Annotated in this window: 12 protein-coding genes; 7 read left to right on the top strand and 5 right to left on the bottom strand. The window is 51.8% G+C overall.

All coding sequences use genetic code 11. The annotated features are described in order from the left end of the window. Nucleotides 1-21: 21 nt before the first annotated feature. From OHL19_RS12115 to OHL19_RS12105, 3 genes are all read left to right on the top strand, one after another. Nucleotides 22-1875, top strand: a complete 1854-nt coding sequence (locus OHL19_RS12115) for a tetratricopeptide repeat protein (protein ID WP_263357958.1) — start codon at nt 22-24, stop codon at nt 1873-1875. Between the two features lie 271 nt (nt 1876-2146). After that, nucleotides 2147-3643, top strand: coding sequence for a tetratricopeptide repeat protein (locus OHL19_RS12110; protein WP_263357957.1), 1497 nt, complete (start codon nt 2147-2149; stop codon nt 3641-3643). A 367-nt stretch (nt 3644-4010) separates the two neighbouring features. Next, nucleotides 4011-7472 carry a TonB-dependent receptor gene (locus OHL19_RS12105; protein WP_263357956.1) on the top strand — a complete coding sequence of 1154 codons (3462 nt, stop codon included), beginning with the start codon at nt 4011-4013 and terminating at the stop codon, nt 7470-7472. A gap of 371 nt (nt 7473-7843) precedes the next feature. On the opposite strand, the gene OHL19_RS12100 is transcribed toward OHL19_RS12105, so the two are convergent. Further along, entirely contained in the window at nt 7844-9202 is a 1359-nt protein-coding gene (locus OHL19_RS12100) for an alpha-L-fucosidase (protein WP_263357955.1), read from the bottom strand. 187 nt (nt 9203-9389) lie between these two features. Between OHL19_RS12100 and OHL19_RS12095 the strand changes: the two genes are divergently transcribed. The 3 genes from OHL19_RS12095 to OHL19_RS12085 all read left to right on the top strand — a co-directional run bounded on the left by OHL19_RS12095 (nt 9390) and on the right by OHL19_RS12085 (nt 12384). Beyond that, nucleotides 9390-10610 carry an enolase C-terminal domain-like protein gene (locus tag OHL19_RS12095; protein ID WP_263357954.1) on the top strand — a complete coding sequence of 407 codons (1221 nt, stop codon included), beginning with the start codon at nt 9390-9392 and terminating at the stop codon, nt 10608-10610. Then, nucleotides 10607-11632 (top strand): L-rhamnose/proton symporter RhaT, encoded by a 1026-nt coding sequence (locus tag OHL19_RS12090; RefSeq protein ID WP_263357953.1) that lies wholly within the window; start codon nt 10607-10609, stop codon nt 11630-11632. The genes OHL19_RS12095 and OHL19_RS12090 overlap by 4 nt, the downstream gene beginning before the upstream one ends. Before the next feature lie 68 nt (nt 11633-11700). Next, entirely contained in the window at nt 11701-12384 is a 684-nt protein-coding gene (locus OHL19_RS12085) for a GntR family transcriptional regulator (protein WP_263357952.1), read from the top strand. A 53-nt stretch (nt 12385-12437) separates the two neighbouring features. On the opposite strand, the gene OHL19_RS12080 is transcribed toward OHL19_RS12085, so the two are convergent. Genes OHL19_RS12080 through OHL19_RS12065 form a run of 4 tightly spaced genes read right to left on the bottom strand, consistent with a single transcriptional unit; the run spans nt 12438 to nt 16838 of the window. Continuing rightward, nucleotides 12438-13667 carry an ABC transporter substrate-binding protein gene (locus tag OHL19_RS12080; protein ID WP_263357951.1) on the bottom strand — a complete coding sequence of 410 codons (1230 nt, stop codon included), beginning with the start codon at nt 13665-13667 and terminating at the stop codon, nt 12438-12440. Further along, nucleotides 13664-14527: an IclR family transcriptional regulator gene (locus OHL19_RS12075; protein ID WP_263357950.1), complete on the bottom strand. Its 864-nt coding sequence runs from the start codon at nt 14525-14527 to the stop codon at nt 13664-13666. The genes OHL19_RS12080 and OHL19_RS12075 overlap by 4 nt, the downstream gene beginning before the upstream one ends. Next, nucleotides 14524-15669: a CaiB/BaiF CoA transferase family protein gene (locus OHL19_RS12070; protein ID WP_263357949.1), complete on the bottom strand. Its 1146-nt coding sequence runs from the start codon at nt 15667-15669 to the stop codon at nt 14524-14526. Before OHL19_RS12070 ends, OHL19_RS12075 begins: the two co-directional genes overlap by 4 nt. Further along, nucleotides 15666-16838: an ABC transporter substrate-binding protein gene (locus OHL19_RS12065; RefSeq protein ID WP_263357948.1), complete on the bottom strand. Its 1173-nt coding sequence runs from the start codon at nt 16836-16838 to the stop codon at nt 15666-15668. The genes OHL19_RS12070 and OHL19_RS12065 overlap by 4 nt, the downstream gene beginning before the upstream one ends. A gap of 111 nt (nt 16839-16949) precedes the next feature. Here OHL19_RS12065 and OHL19_RS12060 point away from each other — a divergent pair, with 111 nt between their 5' ends. Then, complete coding sequence (locus OHL19_RS12060; RefSeq protein ID WP_263357947.1) at nt 16950-17390, top strand: MaoC family dehydratase; 441 nt, start codon at nt 16950-16952, stop codon at nt 17388-17390. Nucleotides 17391-17547 lie beyond the last annotated feature (157 nt).

Raw genomic sequence — 17547 nt, 5'->3', positions numbered from 1 at the left:
TGAAGCCTGCTGACAGAGGCTATGGAGACGGGACAAATTCGAATCTTTCGCCAGTACGTTTTGCACTTCGCATTCTGCTTTCTTTCGCTCGTTGTGGGGATGTGGATTGTGAGTGCGGGCGGGTATGTCTCTATAGCCAGGGCTGCGCAGGACGAGACTGGGCATGGCCAAAATGGGTATAGCAAAAATGGGCATGAGGGGAATGAGGATGGCAAGGATGGATATATAGGCTCCGAGGCCTGTGCGCCGTGTCATGCCGATATCTATCGAGAGTTCAAGAAGACTGATATGGGCAAATCTATGGTCGCAATCTCTTCGATTGAATTGACTCCGGCTTTGCTGCAAGCGATGCACCTGCCTGCGACGTACGATGATACGAAGCTCAATCGGCATTTCTCCGCTTATACGCAGGATGGGAAGCTGTATCAGAGCGAGTTTGAAACGGATGCTGCTGGGAAAGATGTCTTTCGAGATACACGCCAGCTTGGATGGAAGATAGGCGCTGGGGAGAATGGTTTTGGGATGCTGACGGAGCGGGATGGCTATCTCTTTCAGGCTCCGCTATCTTTTTATTCGAAGGCAGGAAGTTGGGGGTTAACTCCCGGATACGAGTTTGCCGATTACGGATTCAACCGTCCTATATTGACTGGATGTATTGTCTGTCATAGCGGAAACGCACGGCCGGTTGCCTCAACGAATGGGCGCTATGAAAGCAAGCCATTCAGTGAAGTGGCCATTGGATGCGAGCGATGTCATGGGCCAGGAGCCGTGCACGCGCAGGCGATGCAGAGTAAGGCTGGCCGCGAAGCGAAGGAGCACTTCATCGTAAATCCGGCGCACCTGAGTCCGGAGCTGGCCAACAATATCTGCATGTACTGTCATCAGACTGGGGATGTAAGAGTGTTGCAACCGGGCAAGAGCTATAAGGATTTTCGCCCAGGGCAGCCGTTGAACGATACGCTTGCGATTCTGAAGGTTCCTCCAACGCGTGAGGCTCCTCCCGATGACGATCATGTAGAGCACTACTACTCAATGACGTTGAGCAAATGCTATCGCGCCAGTGCAGGGCGTCTGAGCTGTATCAGTTGTCATGATCCGCATGTTGAGCCGGAGGAGCAGCAGGCACCAGCTTATTTCAATGGGAAATGCCTGAGCTGCCACACGAATCAAAGCTGTAAGCTGCCGATTGCTGCACGCCAGCACAGTACTCCTGCGAACAACTGTATCGGCTGCCATATGCCTAAACGGGACGTGCGGGAGATATCGCATTCGAGCGTGACCAATCATCGAATACTTCGACAGCCGGGCGAAGCGTTTCCAGACATTACGTTTCAGCAGACTACAGCCTCGCTTCCGGATTTGATTCATTTGAACCGTGTATTGGGAAAGCCGGACGTGCCCGTTCCGGGGCTGACGTTGCTGCAGGCGTATGGAGAACTGGCTGAGTACAAGCCTGAATACGTCACTCCCTATCTGAAAGTTCTCGATCAACTGGGTCAGAGTGATCCGGATAAAGCACTCGTGCAGGCTGCGCTGGGACGTAGAGATTTGAAGAGTGGTGATTTTGTTCAGGCAGCAGATCATCTTCGGCGTTCTCTCGAACTTGATCCTGAGCAACCGGTTGTTGCTGGAGATCTGGCGGATGTATTGCAGAAGCAGGGGAAGGGTGAAGAGGCGATAGCACTGCTTAGGAAGGCTGCAGGTCAGGATCCCTTCAATCCGGTGTTGCAGAAAAAACTGGTGGTGAATTACATTGCTATGCGGCAGTACTCAGAGGCCAAAGCAGCGCTGGAAGAATACTTGAAGTATTTTCCGCAGGATACGTTTATGCGTCAGATGCTGGCCCGCGCGCAGGCGTCATCGCCGGGGCGATAGCTGGATAAGAAGTCAGGATGTTGGCCGCTTGACGGCTTCGGACTGGCGGCCTGTTGCTGTGGTGTGATACCTGTTCAGCATGACTTTGTTCGAGGCGATTCTGGAGAAACGGCTGAGTATCCTGCGTAGAGTGTCACGCGGCCCGAGGCAATGCATTCAGGCATCGCTTTGCGTCCTGATGACACTTGGATTGTTTTCCTGCGGCATATCTGCGCAGGCGCCGGTGCAGCGCCTTTCCGGTTGCAGGGGGCCAGAGGATCTGGAGAGTGCCGTGCGTACTCATCCATCGGCTGCTGCATGGAATGCTCTTGGCGCCTGGTTTGGTGGCCAGAATCAGCTATCGTGCGCAGTCGGCGCTTTTGAATCTGCCGTGCGTCTTGCGCCTGACTCATGGGAGAGCCATTATGATCTCGGATTGACCTTTCTCAATGAAGGGCATGCAGAGCAGGCCGCGCAGGAGTTCAGAAAAGCATTGCGGCTCAAGCCAGGAACTACTCAGATACACGCTGCTCTCGGAGCGGCATTGAATCAGCTTCACCAGACCGATGCTGCGATCGCGGAGTTCAGGATTGTTCTGCGTGCCGATCCAAAATCAATCGCAGCTCTGGATGGTCTATCAAAAGCTCTCATCGTCGAAAAGAAATATTCGGAAGCCGCCGCTCTGCTAAAGAACGCTCCCGCTGAGGAGGCGCTGCAGATCGATCTGGCGGCTGCATATTCAGGGCAGGGAAATACGAGTGGAGCGGTTCAAGTGCTGTCCAGCGTATTGGCCAGAGATCCGGGGAATATACAGGCCCAGATAAATCTAGGCCTTGTCTATGCAGCTGCGTCACGCTATAACGACGCGGAGACTGCCTTGCGCAAGGCAGCTCTGCTTAGTCCAGATAACCCCTCCGTGCTGACGCCTCTGGCTATGGTTCTCTCTCGCCTCGACCGTAAGGAAGAGGCCATTACTTATCTGCGCAAGGTCAGCGATCTTGACCCATCTTCCGCGGACGCGCATCTGAATCTTGGCATTGCCATTGCAGACGAAGTTCATATGGAGGAGGCGCTCAAGGAGTTTCTTGAAGCAGTTCGCCTTGCCCCGAACAGTGCGGTGGCGCACTACAACGAGGGGCGGCTGCTACTGGATATGCAACGCAATGAGGAAGCCAAATCTGAATTGCATGCAAGCTTGCATCTCGATCCCAATTTGACTGGAGCATGGTATCTCCTCGGCCTTACTGCGATGCAGGCGGAGGCAGATGACGAGGCAACGGAGTACTTTCACAAGGTTATTGCACTTGATCCTAAGAATGCCGAGGCTCACTATATGCTCGGCCGCGTGATGTTCAATAAGGACGATACTGCTGGAGCCATTGCGGAATGGCGCAAGACTCTCGATATCGAACCTCACTATGGCGAGGCTTTATACAACCTGGCACGAGCCCTCGTAAAAATAGATCCGCAGGAATCGAAGCTTTTGGAAACTCGTTTTGAGAAGATGAAAGCACAGCAGCACATCATGGATCGAGCCCAGATGCTCGGCAACTTTGCAGTGGCCTCTGCCAACGCTCATGATTGGCCGCATGCGATTTCGCAACTCAAGGAAGCGCTTGCTGCCTGTAAAGAATGTGACGCGCTATCCCGGCTGCACAAAGATCTTGGCTTGATCTACTGCCGTTCCGGTGATTTTCGCAATGGCCGTGCAGAGCTTCTCGCTGCGCAAAAGTTATCCCCGGATGATGAAGAGATCAGAAAATCATTGCAACTTCTACCGCCCGAGTAGGCAGGTAAAGAGCAATTTTCTTGATACTTATCCGCCTGCCGCATTCTAACCTCAGCGGCTGTGCCGAGATAGCTTTTGCCTGGCAGAAGAGGGCTACTTAATAGCCTCATCACTCATCGCTGCGCACGGGTAGCACCCCCTAAAAAGAGCATTCTCAAAAAGTCCAAAAATTGGATTGACAATCCTTTTAAGCGTGATGTACTTTTTCCGCGTTTGACATGCGAATCAATTGTTTGACGTGTAAAACAAAGTCGCGGCGGTGAGGTGGCAGCGAATCTTAGTTGAAATCGAACGCACCCATCGACCAATCGGCAAACTGAGCTAAACAGTTCCGCACGAACAGAGATGCAAGAGAGGCCTTGCTTACATGGAAAAAGAGACGCGTACGACGAGAAATTCAAGCTTGCACCGGCAATGGTTGAAGAATGCCTGGTTACTAAGCTTCCTCACATGTTTTTTCCTGCTTACTATGGATGGTTTTGCCCAGTCCACGGCATCTGTGAACGGCGTAGTCCGAGATCCGGCAGGCGCGGCAGTTCCCAACGCCAGCGTAAAGTTGCATAACCTGGACACGAACGTTGATCGCACCACGCTATCGAACAATGACGGTGCCTACGTGATCGTGAGTATCATTCCAGGAAACTACAGGCTGGAAGCTACCTCAAGCGGTTTTGATACGCGGCAGATACCGTCTTTCACTCTTGCCGTAGGTCAGACGGCTACATTTGACTTTGCTCTTCAGGTGGGCATGCAGAATACCGTTGTGACGGTACAGGGGGCGACCCCTCAGTTGGATGTAACCAGTTCTAACCTAGGCACCGTCATGGCCACGAAGCAGGTCAATGATTTGCCTTTGAATGGACGCAACTTTACCCAGCTGCTGGAACTTACACCAGGCGTAGTTCCTATCAACACCGGTCAGAGCAACGGCGGTGGGTTTGCTGGTCCTCCGGCAGTGCAGGGATCCTCTTTCACATTTCCTGCAATCAATGGTCAGACGAATCGCAGTAATTTCTATCTAACTGACGGACTCGTAAACTACGGAAGCATTCTTAGTACGTATGCCGTGCCACCAATCGTCGATGCGATACAGGAATTCAAGATTGTTTCGCATACGGATAGTGCTGAGGCCGGCTCCGTGCTGGGCGGTGTCGTGAATGTCGTAACCAAGTCCGGTACGAATTCTCTTCATGGCACGTTGTGGGAATACATACGCAACGATGCTTTCGACGCCAGCTTGCCACTTACTCAGACTAACCCTCCTTTTCGTCAAAATCAGTTCGGCGCTTCTGCTGGTGGTCCTGTTGTGTTTCCCAAGCTGTACAACGGCCGAAATAAGACATTCTTTTTCGGCGCATATCAGGGCCTGCGTTATACACAGCCCAATGACAATCTACTGCTCGTTCCTACTGAGGCTCAGCTATCCGGAGATGAGAGTGCTTCGGCCTCTAATATTTACAACCCTTTTTCTACTCGCCCCGATCCAGCTAACCCAGGGCGATATATTCGCGATATTTTTCCTGGCAAACAGATTCCGAGCAACCTGATCGATCCGGCGATGGTGGCCTACGCTCAGTTTGTCTTTCCGAAAGCTGGAGCGACCATCGCAGGCACCCTGGATAATGCGATTGATAGTACCCCTGTGGTGCAGACGCAAAATGAGTGGACTGCGAGAGTCGATCAAACTTTCGGTGCGAGCAACTCGGCATGGTTCCGCTACAGCTTTATCAACTCCACGACTACGCAGTCCGGCGGTGTTCCGGGCTTGCCTAGCACCACCGCGATTCCAGCTCGTAACTGGGGTGGAAGTTATGTGCATACCTTTGGCCCGAGCCTGATCGTTCAAATCGATGCTGCGCACACAACAGTCCAGCATAATGAGACAACGCACTTTGCTACACCTTCGACTAATATCTTTACCCAAGTGGGATTTTCCACGGGTTTTGCTGGCTCTTTCAACGCAGCGAATGGAGGCAATCTGCTTCCTGATCCTGGGATTTCCGGGTATGCCGATGGTGGAGAAAGTGTTCAGAATACTCCAAAAGCAACTGACAGTACGCAAATCAGCGGCACGGTTACCAAGATCCTTGGAGATCATGAATTGCACTTCGGAGGCGGTTACATCAGCAACTCCTTCGCAAGTCCGATTGCATATGCCAATCTAGGTTTTCAGGCGCAGCAAACGGGAAATCCAGAAGACTCCAGCCAAGTAGGCGATTCGCTTAGTTCCTTTCTTCTTGATGTTCCCAACAGCGCAAATCGTCGTAATGTGAGTGAAACGACGCGTCCAGGAGGAGTGCTCAGTGCGTTTGTTCAGGACACGTGGAAGGCATCACCAAAATTGACGTTCAACATCGGTCTGCGCTACGATCTGACCTTCATTCCTCCCTATGGTACCGATGCCACAATAGGCAAAAATGGCGGCATCGAAACCGGAGATATGGACTTTAGCAATGGCACATATGTGCTGCAGAAGCTTCCACCATCGTGCGCTCAGCGAGGCTTCGCACCTTGTATCCCCGGTGATGGTACGTTGCCCGCTCACGTTGTCCTGGATCCACGCGGCAAGATCGCACACGACACATTCACTAACTTCGGCCCACGCTTTGGGTTTGCCTATCGCTTCGACGAAAAAACAGTTGTTCGCGGCGGCTTTGGAATTGTTTATGACAACTGGGCCGCGATCAGCCAGATGGCGCAGAACATTGAGGGCTCATGGCCTGATATCGGCCAGCTCATCAACAACAGCCTGAATATTCCTAGCACCGCTTCAGCGACGCCGACGGCAACTGCGCAAAATCCCTTTGCAGGTAGTACGAGCGGGCTTTTCCCAGCTCCGACGCCCTTCCAGCAGGTGCAATGGTTCTACGATCCGCACATCAAGAACGCGTACTCTGAACAATGGACTCTTGGTATTGAACGCCAGCTGGGTACATCAACCACCATTGGACTGAATTATGTCGGTTCAGTTTCCCGTAGAAATGATGTTGGCGGGTACTATAACACCGCTCTTACTCCCGGACCGGGAGATGCTCAGGCGCGAGCCTTGTATCCGTACATAGCTCCGACGTTCTATGACCGCAGCATCGGTTCTTCCAACTATCATGCCATGCAGTTCCAGTTAAACAAGCGCTTCAGCAATGGATTTTCGTACCAGGTAGCATATACATGGTCGAAAGATATCAATGTAGGCGGCGATGGATGGTTTGGTGTTGAGGGAACTGTCCCGCAGGATCCTTACAACCCATCCGGTTTCGGGAGCCGCTCGGTATCTGGAACGGATCTTACCAATGTTCTATCGGTCAATACTCTCTATCAAGTTCCCGTTGGTAAGGGGAGGATGTTCTCGACAGGGAATCGACTCTTCGATTACGTCCTGGGCAATTGGCAGATAAATAACATCTTTGTAGCTCATACTGGCCAGGTCTTTACTCCAGTTACCAGTAGCGATATTGCCAACACCGGCAATGGAACTACTTACGAAACATTGGACGTGATCGGAGATCCCAACAAAATAACTAAGCGGACAAGCCACGAGTACTTCAATAAGGCTGCTTACGTAACTCCTGACGCATATACGTACGGAACAGCGGGAAGAAACTCTCTTAGAACTCAGAATTTTTGGGAATTGGATGGGTCTGTATTCAGGCAATTTCCTATCCACGATTCGTTGAGTTTTGAATTTCGTGCGGAAGGCTTTAATCTCATGAACAACGTCGTCCTCGGTACGCCGGATGCGAACATCAATGACGGCGGTAACTTTGGTACAGTCAACAACACCGCTAACAAACCACGCATACTGCAATTTGCCGGAAAGATCATCTTCTAGGGTGGTCTAAATTCAAACGCTACAAATTTCGTGTGTCCATCTTTGTGCAAACTCATCGCACAAGGATGGACACACGATTATTCTTTCTGACGATCGTCAGTAAATTCAAAATGACCGGCGCGGGTACTGGAAGCACGTTCCCATATCAATTTTGCTATGCCTGTTAAGGCATGCACAAAAAATAGTTATTCTACGCAAATCTAAATTTCAGAGAAAAAAGTAACATGCGGCAAATTCGCTGAGCGTGATTAGCACACTTATGCTTGCTCAGAATGTTCCACGTGGAACATTCCCCAGTTAGAGGCTCACCTGTAGGTGCGATGCCTGGCAGAGTTGTGACTGAATGGGTTTTGATTCAGCCGTGCAATCTCTTACAGCGTTCTGAGTGCGACGACACTTGCATTCACGTCGGGTGCCTGAGCAGGGAGATCGATCTGAACTCCAGTTTCTGTCTGTTTGAATTTCAGTGGCTGGCCGGTGGCCAGCAGATGAGCGGAGATCACTTTCTTCTTCAACCCTGGAATATCCAATGGAGTGGATGGCCAATCGAAGATGCTGACATAAACTTTGTCGTGCTTCGCTGTCGTTCGAATGCCGTTGACGCCCTGGACAGGTCCATAGGTGGTGCCATAAATTGAGTCGCTATTGACAGCCATCCAATCACCTATGGCACGCAACCGTTCCTGGAACTCGGGTTGAATTTGTCCATCGGGCTGCGGTCCGACGTTGAGCAGAAAATTTCCTCCGCGACTGGCCACTTCAACGAGACCGCGGATCAATGTTTGCGACGACTTATAGTCATGGTCGTGCATGTTGTAGGCCCAGGTGTTGTTGATGGTCATGCAGGTCTCCCACAACTGGAAGTCTTCGGGGCGAGGTATTCCGATCTTCAACTCTTTTTCAACGTTTTGATCGGTGGCAAAGAAATGAGCTTGCTTGATGGGAATTGACTTCGGAATAAATTGCTCTGGAGTTACATAGTCGCCTGGCACACCAATGCGATCATTTACGAGTGTGCCCGACTGGAGCGAGCGGATTAGTTTTATGAATCGCTGGCCATCGTATTTTTCCTGATGGTACAGTCCGTCGAACCAGATAAGAACTACCGGGCCATATTTCGAAAGCAATTCCGTTAGTTGAAGCTGCATGTATTCGAGATATGTGGGCCATTCGGGGCGCTCCGGTTCGCCGTTCCAGTTAGTCGCGGCGAGCTTTGATGTATCGCGGAAGTCGGGGTGATGTAAGTCGGGCGGCGAGTAATAGAGGCCGAGACGCATGTCTCTTGCAGCACATGCGTCGGATAGCTGTTTCACAATATCTTTTCCGTATGGTGTCTTCGTGATCTTGTAGTCGGTGTAAGAAGAATCGAACATGCAGAAGCCGTCATGGTGTTTCGATGTGAAGACCATGTATTGTTGGCCAGCAGTGCGGGCAAGGTCTATCCATGCATCGGGATCAAACTTCGTTGGGTTGAAGCGTGCGGGGAGCGCGCGATAATCCGCTTCGCTAATGCCGTCGGGTTTGGGGCGCATGATAGGCCACGAAGCTTCGACGCTGGCGAGAGAATATGGACCCCAATGAATAAACATGCCGAATTTAGCCTCACGATACCATGAGGTGCGCTCGTCCTCAATCCCCGTTCCGAATGCAAATCTCGGAAAAAGCGGAAGCGAAGATGCTGCAAGTGCAAGCTGAAGAAAGTCACGGCGGTTTTTCTGTTGAGCGCTCATATATGGAAAACTTAGTATTTCCAAAACACGACTGTCAAGCAGTATTAAAGTGATTTTTTAGCTGTTTCAACTTGGGATGTATGCATTTTAAATTTCTATTTATTGAAATCTTTATGGCTCAATTTAAGCGCTTATTTGTATAATCACTTCAATTCGATATCAAGGAATTTATTCAGATCGTAGGGCTATGTTCATCAAAGAAGTCAGTACCCGCGATGCACGATTTCAGCTTGAGCCTGGCGAGGGTTCAGATGCAGTTCACTCTGCTCCGGAATATTCTTTTGCGGTAACTCAGATCACTCTCGACAATGGGTTAAGTGGAACTGGTCTTGTGCTTACCATGGGAGCAGGGAACGATCTGGTATGTGGCGCGATCGGTATGCTGGCGCAGCGCCTGGTTGGATTAGAACTCGAAGAGCTCATGGCCGAGTTTGGTGTGATGTTTCGTAAGCTGGCTGACGAACCGCAGTTGCGTTGGCTGGGCCCGCATAAGGGCGTGGTTCATCTCGCTCTCGCTTCGATTACGAATGCATGTTTTGATTTATGGGCAAAGGCCAGGCAGGAGCCGCTGTGGAAGGTGCTACTCGGTTTGTCGCCAGAGGCGTTCGTCGATCTACTTGATCTTAGTTTTCTTGAGGATGTACTCGATCGAGAGACGGCAATCCTTATGCTTCGCGAACAGCAGAGCTATCGGGAGAGCCGCGCAGGTGTGCTCGATCGTGGGTATCCGGGCTACGATACAAGTGTTGGCTGGTATCAATATGACGATGCACAGATTCGAGAGAACGTGCGGCGTAGTCTCGATCAGGGCTTTGGCGCATTCAAGTTAAAAGTAGGCGGATCGCTTGAGCGCGATTTAAAACGGGCTCAGGAACTCAGGCGTCTTGTTGGTCCAGAGGCAACGCTGATGTTCGATGCGAATCAGCAATGGTCATTGCCTGCCGCGTTTATTGCATGCAGAGAGCTGGCGAGCGTTAATCCTCTGTGGATTGAAGAGCCAACGCATCCGGATGATATCGAGGCCCACCGCAAGCTCGCTTTGGAGATCGCTCCGATCTCGCTTGCATTGGGGGAGCATGTGCCGAATCGTGTTGTCTTCAAGAATTTTCTTGAGGCAAAATGTGTTGGTTTTCTGCAGCCCGATTGCACGCGTCTTGGAGGCGTGAGCGAATTTCTCACTGTCAGTCTGCTGGCGCGCAAATATAACATCCCTGTAGTTCCTCACGTTGGAGATATGGGGCAGATTCATCAGCATCTTGTGTTGGTGAATCATATTGCCCTGGGACATCCTGAAATATTTCTCGAACATATTCCACACCTTAGTCGTTATTTCACTCAGCCGGTGCAATTGTCCGGAGGGCGATACCGCACACCGCAAGAGCCTGGAAGCAGTTCGGATCTGCTATGAGCAGCAGTGTTATTGGCATACTTCTCACGCTGTTCGGCGGATTGCTTGCGGGTAATTGCATGTTGCCGCTGAAGCGTGTTCGTACATGGCCGTGGGAATGTACGTGGCTTGTATTCAGCCTGGTATCGCTGGTTGCAATGCCGTACATGATCGCGGGTTTTACTATTCCGGAGTGGCCGCATCTCTATGCTGCGCTGCCTCTTGCTGCATGGCTTCCTTCTTTACTGTTGGGCTTTGGATGGGGTATTGCCCAGGTGTTGTTTGGCCTGGCAGTAGTGCGCCTGGGTATGTCTCTCGCCTTTACAATCATCATCGGTTTAGGCACGGTCTTTGGAACATTGATTCCATTGATTACGCTACATCGGGCGGAGCTTTATAGCCGGAACTCTGCGATTCTTTTTGCGGGCTGCGGTCTTACGATCGTTGGTGTTGCGCTTAGTGGATTTGCAGGAAAGCTGCGCGAGCGTCGAGTTGTAGATGACGGTGCGGGGCAGAGAAGTGTTCGCGGTGCAGATGGTGTTTATCTTATTGGACTTGGGATTGCGGTACTGTCCGGTGTTTTGTCATCCATGCTCAATCTCTCATTGACGTTTGGAGAGCCTATTGCACAAGCGGCAATACATGTTGGGGCGGAGGCTTCGAAGGCCGCGTTTGCGGTGTGGCCTGTGGCTTTAGCGGGCGGGCTCATTCCTAATCTCGGTTATGCAGCATGGCTGCTTTGGAAGAATCGTAACTGGAGGCTGCTCACTACTGGATGGGGAGATGCTTTTCTTAGCCTATCGATGGGGTTGCTTTGGTTCGGTGCAGTTGCTGTCTATGGCGTTTCGGTTCGCTACCTGGGCAGGCTTGGCGACTCGGCAGGATGGGCTATTTACGAGATTACTATCATGCTGACGGCGAATGTTGCAGGACTGATGACCGGTGAGTGGAAGCGCGCTTCGCGCCTCTCTATTGGTGTGCTTTCTTCTGGAGTGTTTATATTGATTATTGCGATCATTACGATCGCATTCTCCACGAGCTAAAATCACGCGCTTCCACAAGTAGGGTGGTCCGCGATATATATGAACGAACCTGTCTTATTCGAAAGCCTATGGTTCGTATTCAAAAAACAAATCGTGAAGAGTCGTCACTGCTGGTCAAACAGACGCTTGCCAAAAAGCTGCGTGAAGAGATTATTCGCGGTAGTCTTGTGCCCGGGCAGAGGATTATCGAGGGCAGTTGGGCTAGACAATTTGGAGTGGCGCAGACGTCTGTGCGAGAGGCGATTAACCTGCTTATTGGTGAGGGCTTCGTTACCAAGGCATCAGGGCGCAGTGCTCGTGTTACGTCTTATACGGAAGCGGACATTGCAGAGATTTATGAGTTGCGTGGAGCTCTTGAAGGACTAGCTGCTCGTCTCGTTACGCAGCGCAAGGTGGATCTGGCGCCATTGCAGGAAGCTTTAAAAGAAATGCGCAGAGCTACCAAGGCGGGCGAAATTCGACGGCTCATTGAGGCTGATCTGCGCTTTCATCTTTGCCTTTGCGAGTTGAGCGGAAATGGTTTTCTACAGGCGCAGGTCAGTACTCTACTGGTGCCGCTCTTTGCATTCGTCTCCATGCGTGCGGTTCAAGTACATCAAACGGCGAAGGCATGGGAGTCGGATCTGGGGCGTCATAAACGAATCATAGAGCTCATCAGCGAGGGCGATCCTGCTGCGGCTGAGTTTACCGTTCGGGCTACTATGCAGCAGTTTGCTGCCAGGGCATATGGGATATGGCAGGAGGCACGGTAGGACTGCGCAGATGTTCAAATCGATGTTCAGATAGTGAGAGACTGTCCATTCAATTATTGAAAGTGAATGTTCTTTTCAAGTGCAGTTTGCTGGGCTCGCTTGAGAATGGAGCTGGAGGATTCGTCGGTGTGCAATGCATCCACGATGATCTGATTTACGATCTCGGCAAACTCGGGTAGATCGGGCGAACGCGGCAGTTGGCGTGCGCCGTGCGAGATGGACTCAATCTCTCGGAAAGCGGGAACTGTGCGCTGTACCTCTGGATCTCGCCAGGTGGAGAGACGTACTCCTACGACGCCGTGACGCACTGCTTCGCGATCGCTCTCTGGCTGAGCGAGGAATCGTAGAAAGTCGTATGCGGCTTGCTTGTGCTTTGATCCGCTGCTGATGGCAATGTTCCAGAAGACGGATAATGAGGCAGGCAACAGGCCAGGATCACGGGGTATGGGAGCGAGAGAGACTTTGCCGTCCAACGCTCCTCCTGCGCAGCCTGCACGTGAGGCAAAGCCAAACCAGTTCACCATCATGGCGATGGTTCCGGAGAGAAAATTGTCTCCTGATTGTACTGAGTCGAAGTTTATTGAGTGAGGGTGGCATAACGCAGGATCGCGCACGATGCGGCGATAAAAATCGAGCGCCGCGACTGATTGATCGGTAAACAAAGAAGGCTTGCCGGAGTTATCGTGTAATTCACCTCCACGACTCCAGACTTGCAATGCGAAGTCATATAGCGTGTTGTGACCGTCCGGGTAGCAGGCGAACAGAGTGCCATAGAGCGCTGCCTCAGGACGGGTAAAAAAGCGGGCTATATCTTCAAACTGCTGCCAGGTTTGAGGTGGTTGCAGATCGTAACCGTAGGTTGTGCGAAAGGTCGCTTGTTCAGCATGAGACTCGAAGAGATCGCGGCGATAGATGAGGCTTTCTGGTCCATCATGCCAAGGGATGCAGTAGTATTTGCCTTCGAAATCAAGCGGCTTAATCAGTGAGCGAGCCCAGCCATCCGGCCAATCCGGGAGCGGGTTTGTATCCATGTACGGAGCAAGATTTTCAATGATGCCCGAAGCAACTGCATCGGCGAGCCAGTCGGTTACGACGAAAGCCATATCCCACTTACTTGAGGGGAGACCATCGCCGTTGAATAGTTCTGCGTAGAGCGTTTCGAGATCGAGTGGGACAGCTTCGATGAGGATGCCTGGGTTATCTGCTGTGTATTTTTCGATCAGGGCTGCCATCGCGTTTTCGAAATCTATATATTTACGAAGAGCAATTCGCAGAGTGGTCATTGATAGGGCTCCTGCATGAATGCATGCGCTGAAGTCAGGCCAAGTGCTGAGGTAATGCGGTCCGCATAGCTTTGAATGATGGGAATGAGTTCACGCTCTTTCCCATCATTTGCGGAGCCGGGCAGGAAAGGTACTCCGAGAGCTGCGAGCACTCCTATCTGCGGGTTGCCAACGATGCAGGAGGCGTCGAGTCCGGTGCGGCGGGTGCTGGTGGCGAGCAGGAAGCCTTCTCGCTGAATTTGTTTTAATTGCGTGGCTAGTTCTGCCCGTTCTTTTTTGCTTCGTGTTGTATACGTTGCATCTGCGGAGAGCAAACGCGTTTGCTCTGCTTCATCGAGAAAGGCAGTAAGGACGCGGCCTGAGGCGGTGCGCAATGGTTGAACCCGGTCGCCAACTTCGACTGATAATCGGACGGGTTCAGGGCTCTCGGCCTGGGCGATTACGACCAGCGTGGTGCCATTTAGAACGCATAGATGACATGACTCATGAATCTTTTCCGCGAGCTCGTACATGGGGATCATTGCGGCTTTCAGGAGTTGATCAACGGGAGAGTGCGTATGTGCAAGTTCATAAAGTTTGAGCGTGAGGTGATAGCCATCGGAGATGGGATCACGAGCGATGAAGGAACGTTTTTCGAGCGTGTCCAACATGCGAAATAACTCGCTGGGTGTGCGCTTTAGACGCCGTGCGAGCAACGTTAATGATTGCGGAACATGGGCTGATGCGAGGGCTTCGAGGATGTCGAGGCCCTTTTCGAGTGCGGGTACAGAGTAGGTGGATTTTTTGCCGGATTTCATCTCTTCAGGTTTTGCATGGGACGCTATGGAGGCATTTTTACGAGTGGATCTGGTTGTGCTCATGAGAGTCCAAACTCCTTGCGCAGTGCATCGGTATCCGCACCTAAACGGGGTGCTCCGCGCGAACTTTTCAATACTCCTCCATCGATCCGAATTGGGCAGCGTGTGGTGGTCATGGTCACTGCTTCGCTGCGGCCTACGGTCTGCAGCATATCCAGAGCCTGAAAGGCGGGATGGTCCATCAGCGTTGGCCATGTGAAGACATCGGCGCACCAGTAATCATTGGGTTCGAGTCGGGCTAGCCAATACTCAGTCGTGTGTTGCCGCAGGTGTTCGGTGAGGAGAGCCTTGATCTCATCGCGCTGATCAAATGCATCCTTTGGTCCGCTGTAGGAGAGTAGGGCGGGCAGTTCCAGCAGGGTTGATAGTGTTGTAAGCGAGCCCATGGCGAGCGCGAGATAACCATCTTCTGTGGCATAGATGCCGTATGGCGCGCCTAGATATGCATGGGCATTGTTGTGATGGCTACGCTGCGGTAGTTTGCCGCCATCATTGAGAAATGTTGTGAGTACTTCAAACTGAAAATCGAGAGTCGATTCAAGCAGGCTTACTTCAACCTTGCCGCCTTTACCGGTGATTCCTCTGCGTACGAGGCAGGCGAGAATTCCCTGGCATAAGTGCGCGCCTGCATAGAGATCGGCGATGGCAAGGCCGAAGGGAACCGGGGGCTGGTCAGCATCTCCGTTTAACCATGCAAGTCCAGAGAGTGATTGCACGAGAAGATCCTGCCCGGGCTTTTTGGACCATGGGCCGGTGCGACCGTATCCGCTGATCTCTCCATAAATGAGCTTTGGATGATGGATGCTCAGGCTTTCATAGTCGAGGCCTAGTTTCTCAATTACACCTGGGCGGAAGTTATGAAGAACTACGTCAGATTTTTCGATGAGGCCCAGTACAGAGGCCAGGCCTGCAGCCTCTTTGAGGTCAGCGACAAAGCTCTCTTTGTTGCGATTAATGGAATGAAAGAGTGTGCTGTCGCCATCTAACTCGAGGTTGGAGATATAGAGGTGACGGCATAAGTCGCCGGTGTCCGGACGTTCAATCTTAACGACACGGGCACCTAGATCTGCCAGGCGCAGCGAGGCCGAAGGGCCGGAGAGAAATTGACTCAGGTCGATAACCAGAAGACCTTCCAGTGGTTTCATCGGGTCTCATTTCTTTGCGAACTACGCGCCTTTTGCAATAGGTTGTTCATCTCTGCCAGGACATGTTCTTCGTTTCCGCCATGACGCAAATAATTATGCAGCAACTCGCCGGCGTCCGATTGAAAGTCAAGATAGCCGTCAAATCTGGGACGAACCCAGGCTCGATCCAGAGTGGGCAGTGTGTTCTTGAAGAATCCATTTGACCGCCGGTTTACTTCCTCATCGAGCCATGCTGTGCGATGCCCTGGTTGACCGCCTGCGTCGAAATACAGAGTCTTCTGGCATTGTTCTGCGGCAACGTATTGTGCATATGCTATGGCGGTGGTTATATCGCTGCACTGACTGGAGATTGCGAGACCGGCTCCGCCGAGCGTTGACTGCAAAGGCTTGCCATCGAATGTCACGAGGTCTCCGGCTTCGATCCCATGCTCTGCATAGCCTGCTCTGCTGTAGTTCGAATAGCCATAAGCGAATGGACAATAAACTACGTGATCGCTTTTCGCGAGCATGTTCCAGATCGCGATTGGATTCGCGTCCATGCATTCTGCGGGGCAGAGTTGGAGGAGATTTCGCAGCAGCCGCATCGCTTCTGCTCCAGTTGATGCGCTGACTACATGGGCCTGAGTTGTAAAGGGAGTTTCGCCCAGGGCGAGGCAGAGCATGAAGAAGTTCATCAGGCTATCGATGGCTAATCCAGGTGCAACAACCAGGCCCTCTTGTGCGAGCTGCATCAGCTCTTGCCATGTCGATGGGGCAGCGCACCCGGCCTTTTGGAGCAAGTCAGGACGATATGCGCTGATGGGTGCTGCGGTATCAATTGGGAGTGCCCATAGATGTCCCTCGTAGTCGTAGCTGGCATAACTTTGTCCGACGGAATGCTGCTCCTGATCGAGCAGGAACGACGCTGAAATTACTTCATCGAGAGGTGTAAGAAATCCCAAGGCTGCGGCGCGCCCGCAGGAGGGATGGTCGATGACCAACAGATCGTAATGTCTTGCCAGTACCTCCAGGGGCTCGTCGGCAAAGGATTGTAGAGATCGCGTCTCCCATGTGATCTGCACATCGGGGTTCATCTCTTCGAAGCGTTGTGCCGTGGCGAGCATGGGGAGCAGTCCACGGGTGTGTTTCCATGTGATTCCACGCAACAGGTTCGGTGAGGACTTGGTCATTGTGGATGCCGATTTCAGGTGTTAAAGTGGCTGCGTGATGATTTTATCAGCGAAAACACATTTCACAAGTAATTTGCTCAAAATCCTATTGATGAAAAGAAAGTGATAGCGATGAAGGTGCAAGAGATTTGTTTTGATGAGTACAAGATTGGAGAACAGCGAGTTACAAGCGGTAGAACGATTACCGAGGCGGATATCGTTTTACATGCAGGACAGACGGGGGATTTCTATCCGCATCACATGGATGAAGCGTGGTGCAGGACGCAGCCATTTGGACGCAGGATTGCGCATGGAACGTTGATTCTGAGTGTTGCTGTAGGCATGACTGCTGGCGACATCAATCCAATGGCAATGTCTTATGGCTATGATCGTGTGCGGTTTGTACGGCCAGTCTTTTTGGGTGACACGATCTATGTGACTGCGACTATTCGCGAGAAGCGTGACGATTCGAAGCGTCCAAAGCATGGCATTGTGGTGGAGCTAGTTGAAGTTAGAAATCAGGGACAGCAAATAGTTCTGGCCTGTGAGCACTTATATCTTGTAGAGAGGTGAATGAGGGTTGACAAATGGTAGTCTCGGCGTTCAAATCGCTGTGCAGTTCACGGCAGGAATATAGGTGCTCTTCTGTGTTGCGGCTCCGCTCAACGGAATGATGGCGTGCACAGATAACGATCGGCTTAATGAGAAGTGCGTATACGATTTCAAAAAG

It is taken from the genome of Acidicapsa ligni, from assembly GCF_025685655.1.
Classification (GTDB): domain Bacteria; phylum Acidobacteriota; class Terriglobia; order Terriglobales; family Acidobacteriaceae; genus Acidicapsa; species Acidicapsa ligni.
This window is presented reverse-complemented; position numbering and strand designations above follow the sequence as displayed.

What these genes read in the sequence shown, in the direction of transcription:
- OHL19_RS12085 (WP_263357952.1), top strand. Translation starts at nt 11,701, where the DNA reads ATGGTTCGTATTCAAAAAACAAATCGTGAAGAGTCGTCACTGCTGGTC.
- OHL19_RS12060 (WP_263357947.1), top strand. Translation starts at nt 16,950, where the DNA reads ATGAAGGTGCAAGAGATTTGTTTTGATGAGTACAAGATTGGAGAACAG.
- OHL19_RS12105 (WP_263357956.1), top strand. Translation starts at nt 4,011, where the DNA reads ATGGAAAAAGAGACGCGTACGACGAGAAATTCAAGCTTGCACCGGCAA.
- OHL19_RS12095 (WP_263357954.1), top strand. Translation starts at nt 9,390, where the DNA reads ATGTTCATCAAAGAAGTCAGTACCCGCGATGCACGATTTCAGCTTGAG.
- OHL19_RS12115 (WP_263357958.1), top strand. Translation starts at nt 22, where the DNA reads ATGGAGACGGGACAAATTCGAATCTTTCGCCAGTACGTTTTGCACTTC.
- OHL19_RS12090 (WP_263357953.1), top strand. Translation starts at nt 10,607, where the DNA reads ATGAGCAGCAGTGTTATTGGCATACTTCTCACGCTGTTCGGCGGATTG.
- OHL19_RS12080 (WP_263357951.1), bottom strand. Translation starts at nt 13,667, where the DNA reads ATGACCACTCTGCGAATTGCTCTTCGTAAATATATAGATTTCGAAAAC.
- OHL19_RS12065 (WP_263357948.1), bottom strand. Translation starts at nt 16,838, where the DNA reads ATGACCAAGTCCTCACCGAACCTGTTGCGTGGAATCACATGGAAACAC.
- OHL19_RS12100 (WP_263357955.1), bottom strand. Translation starts at nt 9,202, where the DNA reads ATGAGCGCTCAACAGAAAAACCGCCGTGACTTTCTTCAGCTTGCACTT.
- OHL19_RS12075 (WP_263357950.1), bottom strand. Translation starts at nt 14,527, where the DNA reads ATGAGCACAACCAGATCCACTCGTAAAAATGCCTCCATAGCGTCCCAT.
- OHL19_RS12070 (WP_263357949.1), bottom strand. Translation starts at nt 15,669, where the DNA reads ATGAAACCACTGGAAGGTCTTCTGGTTATCGACCTGAGTCAATTTCTC.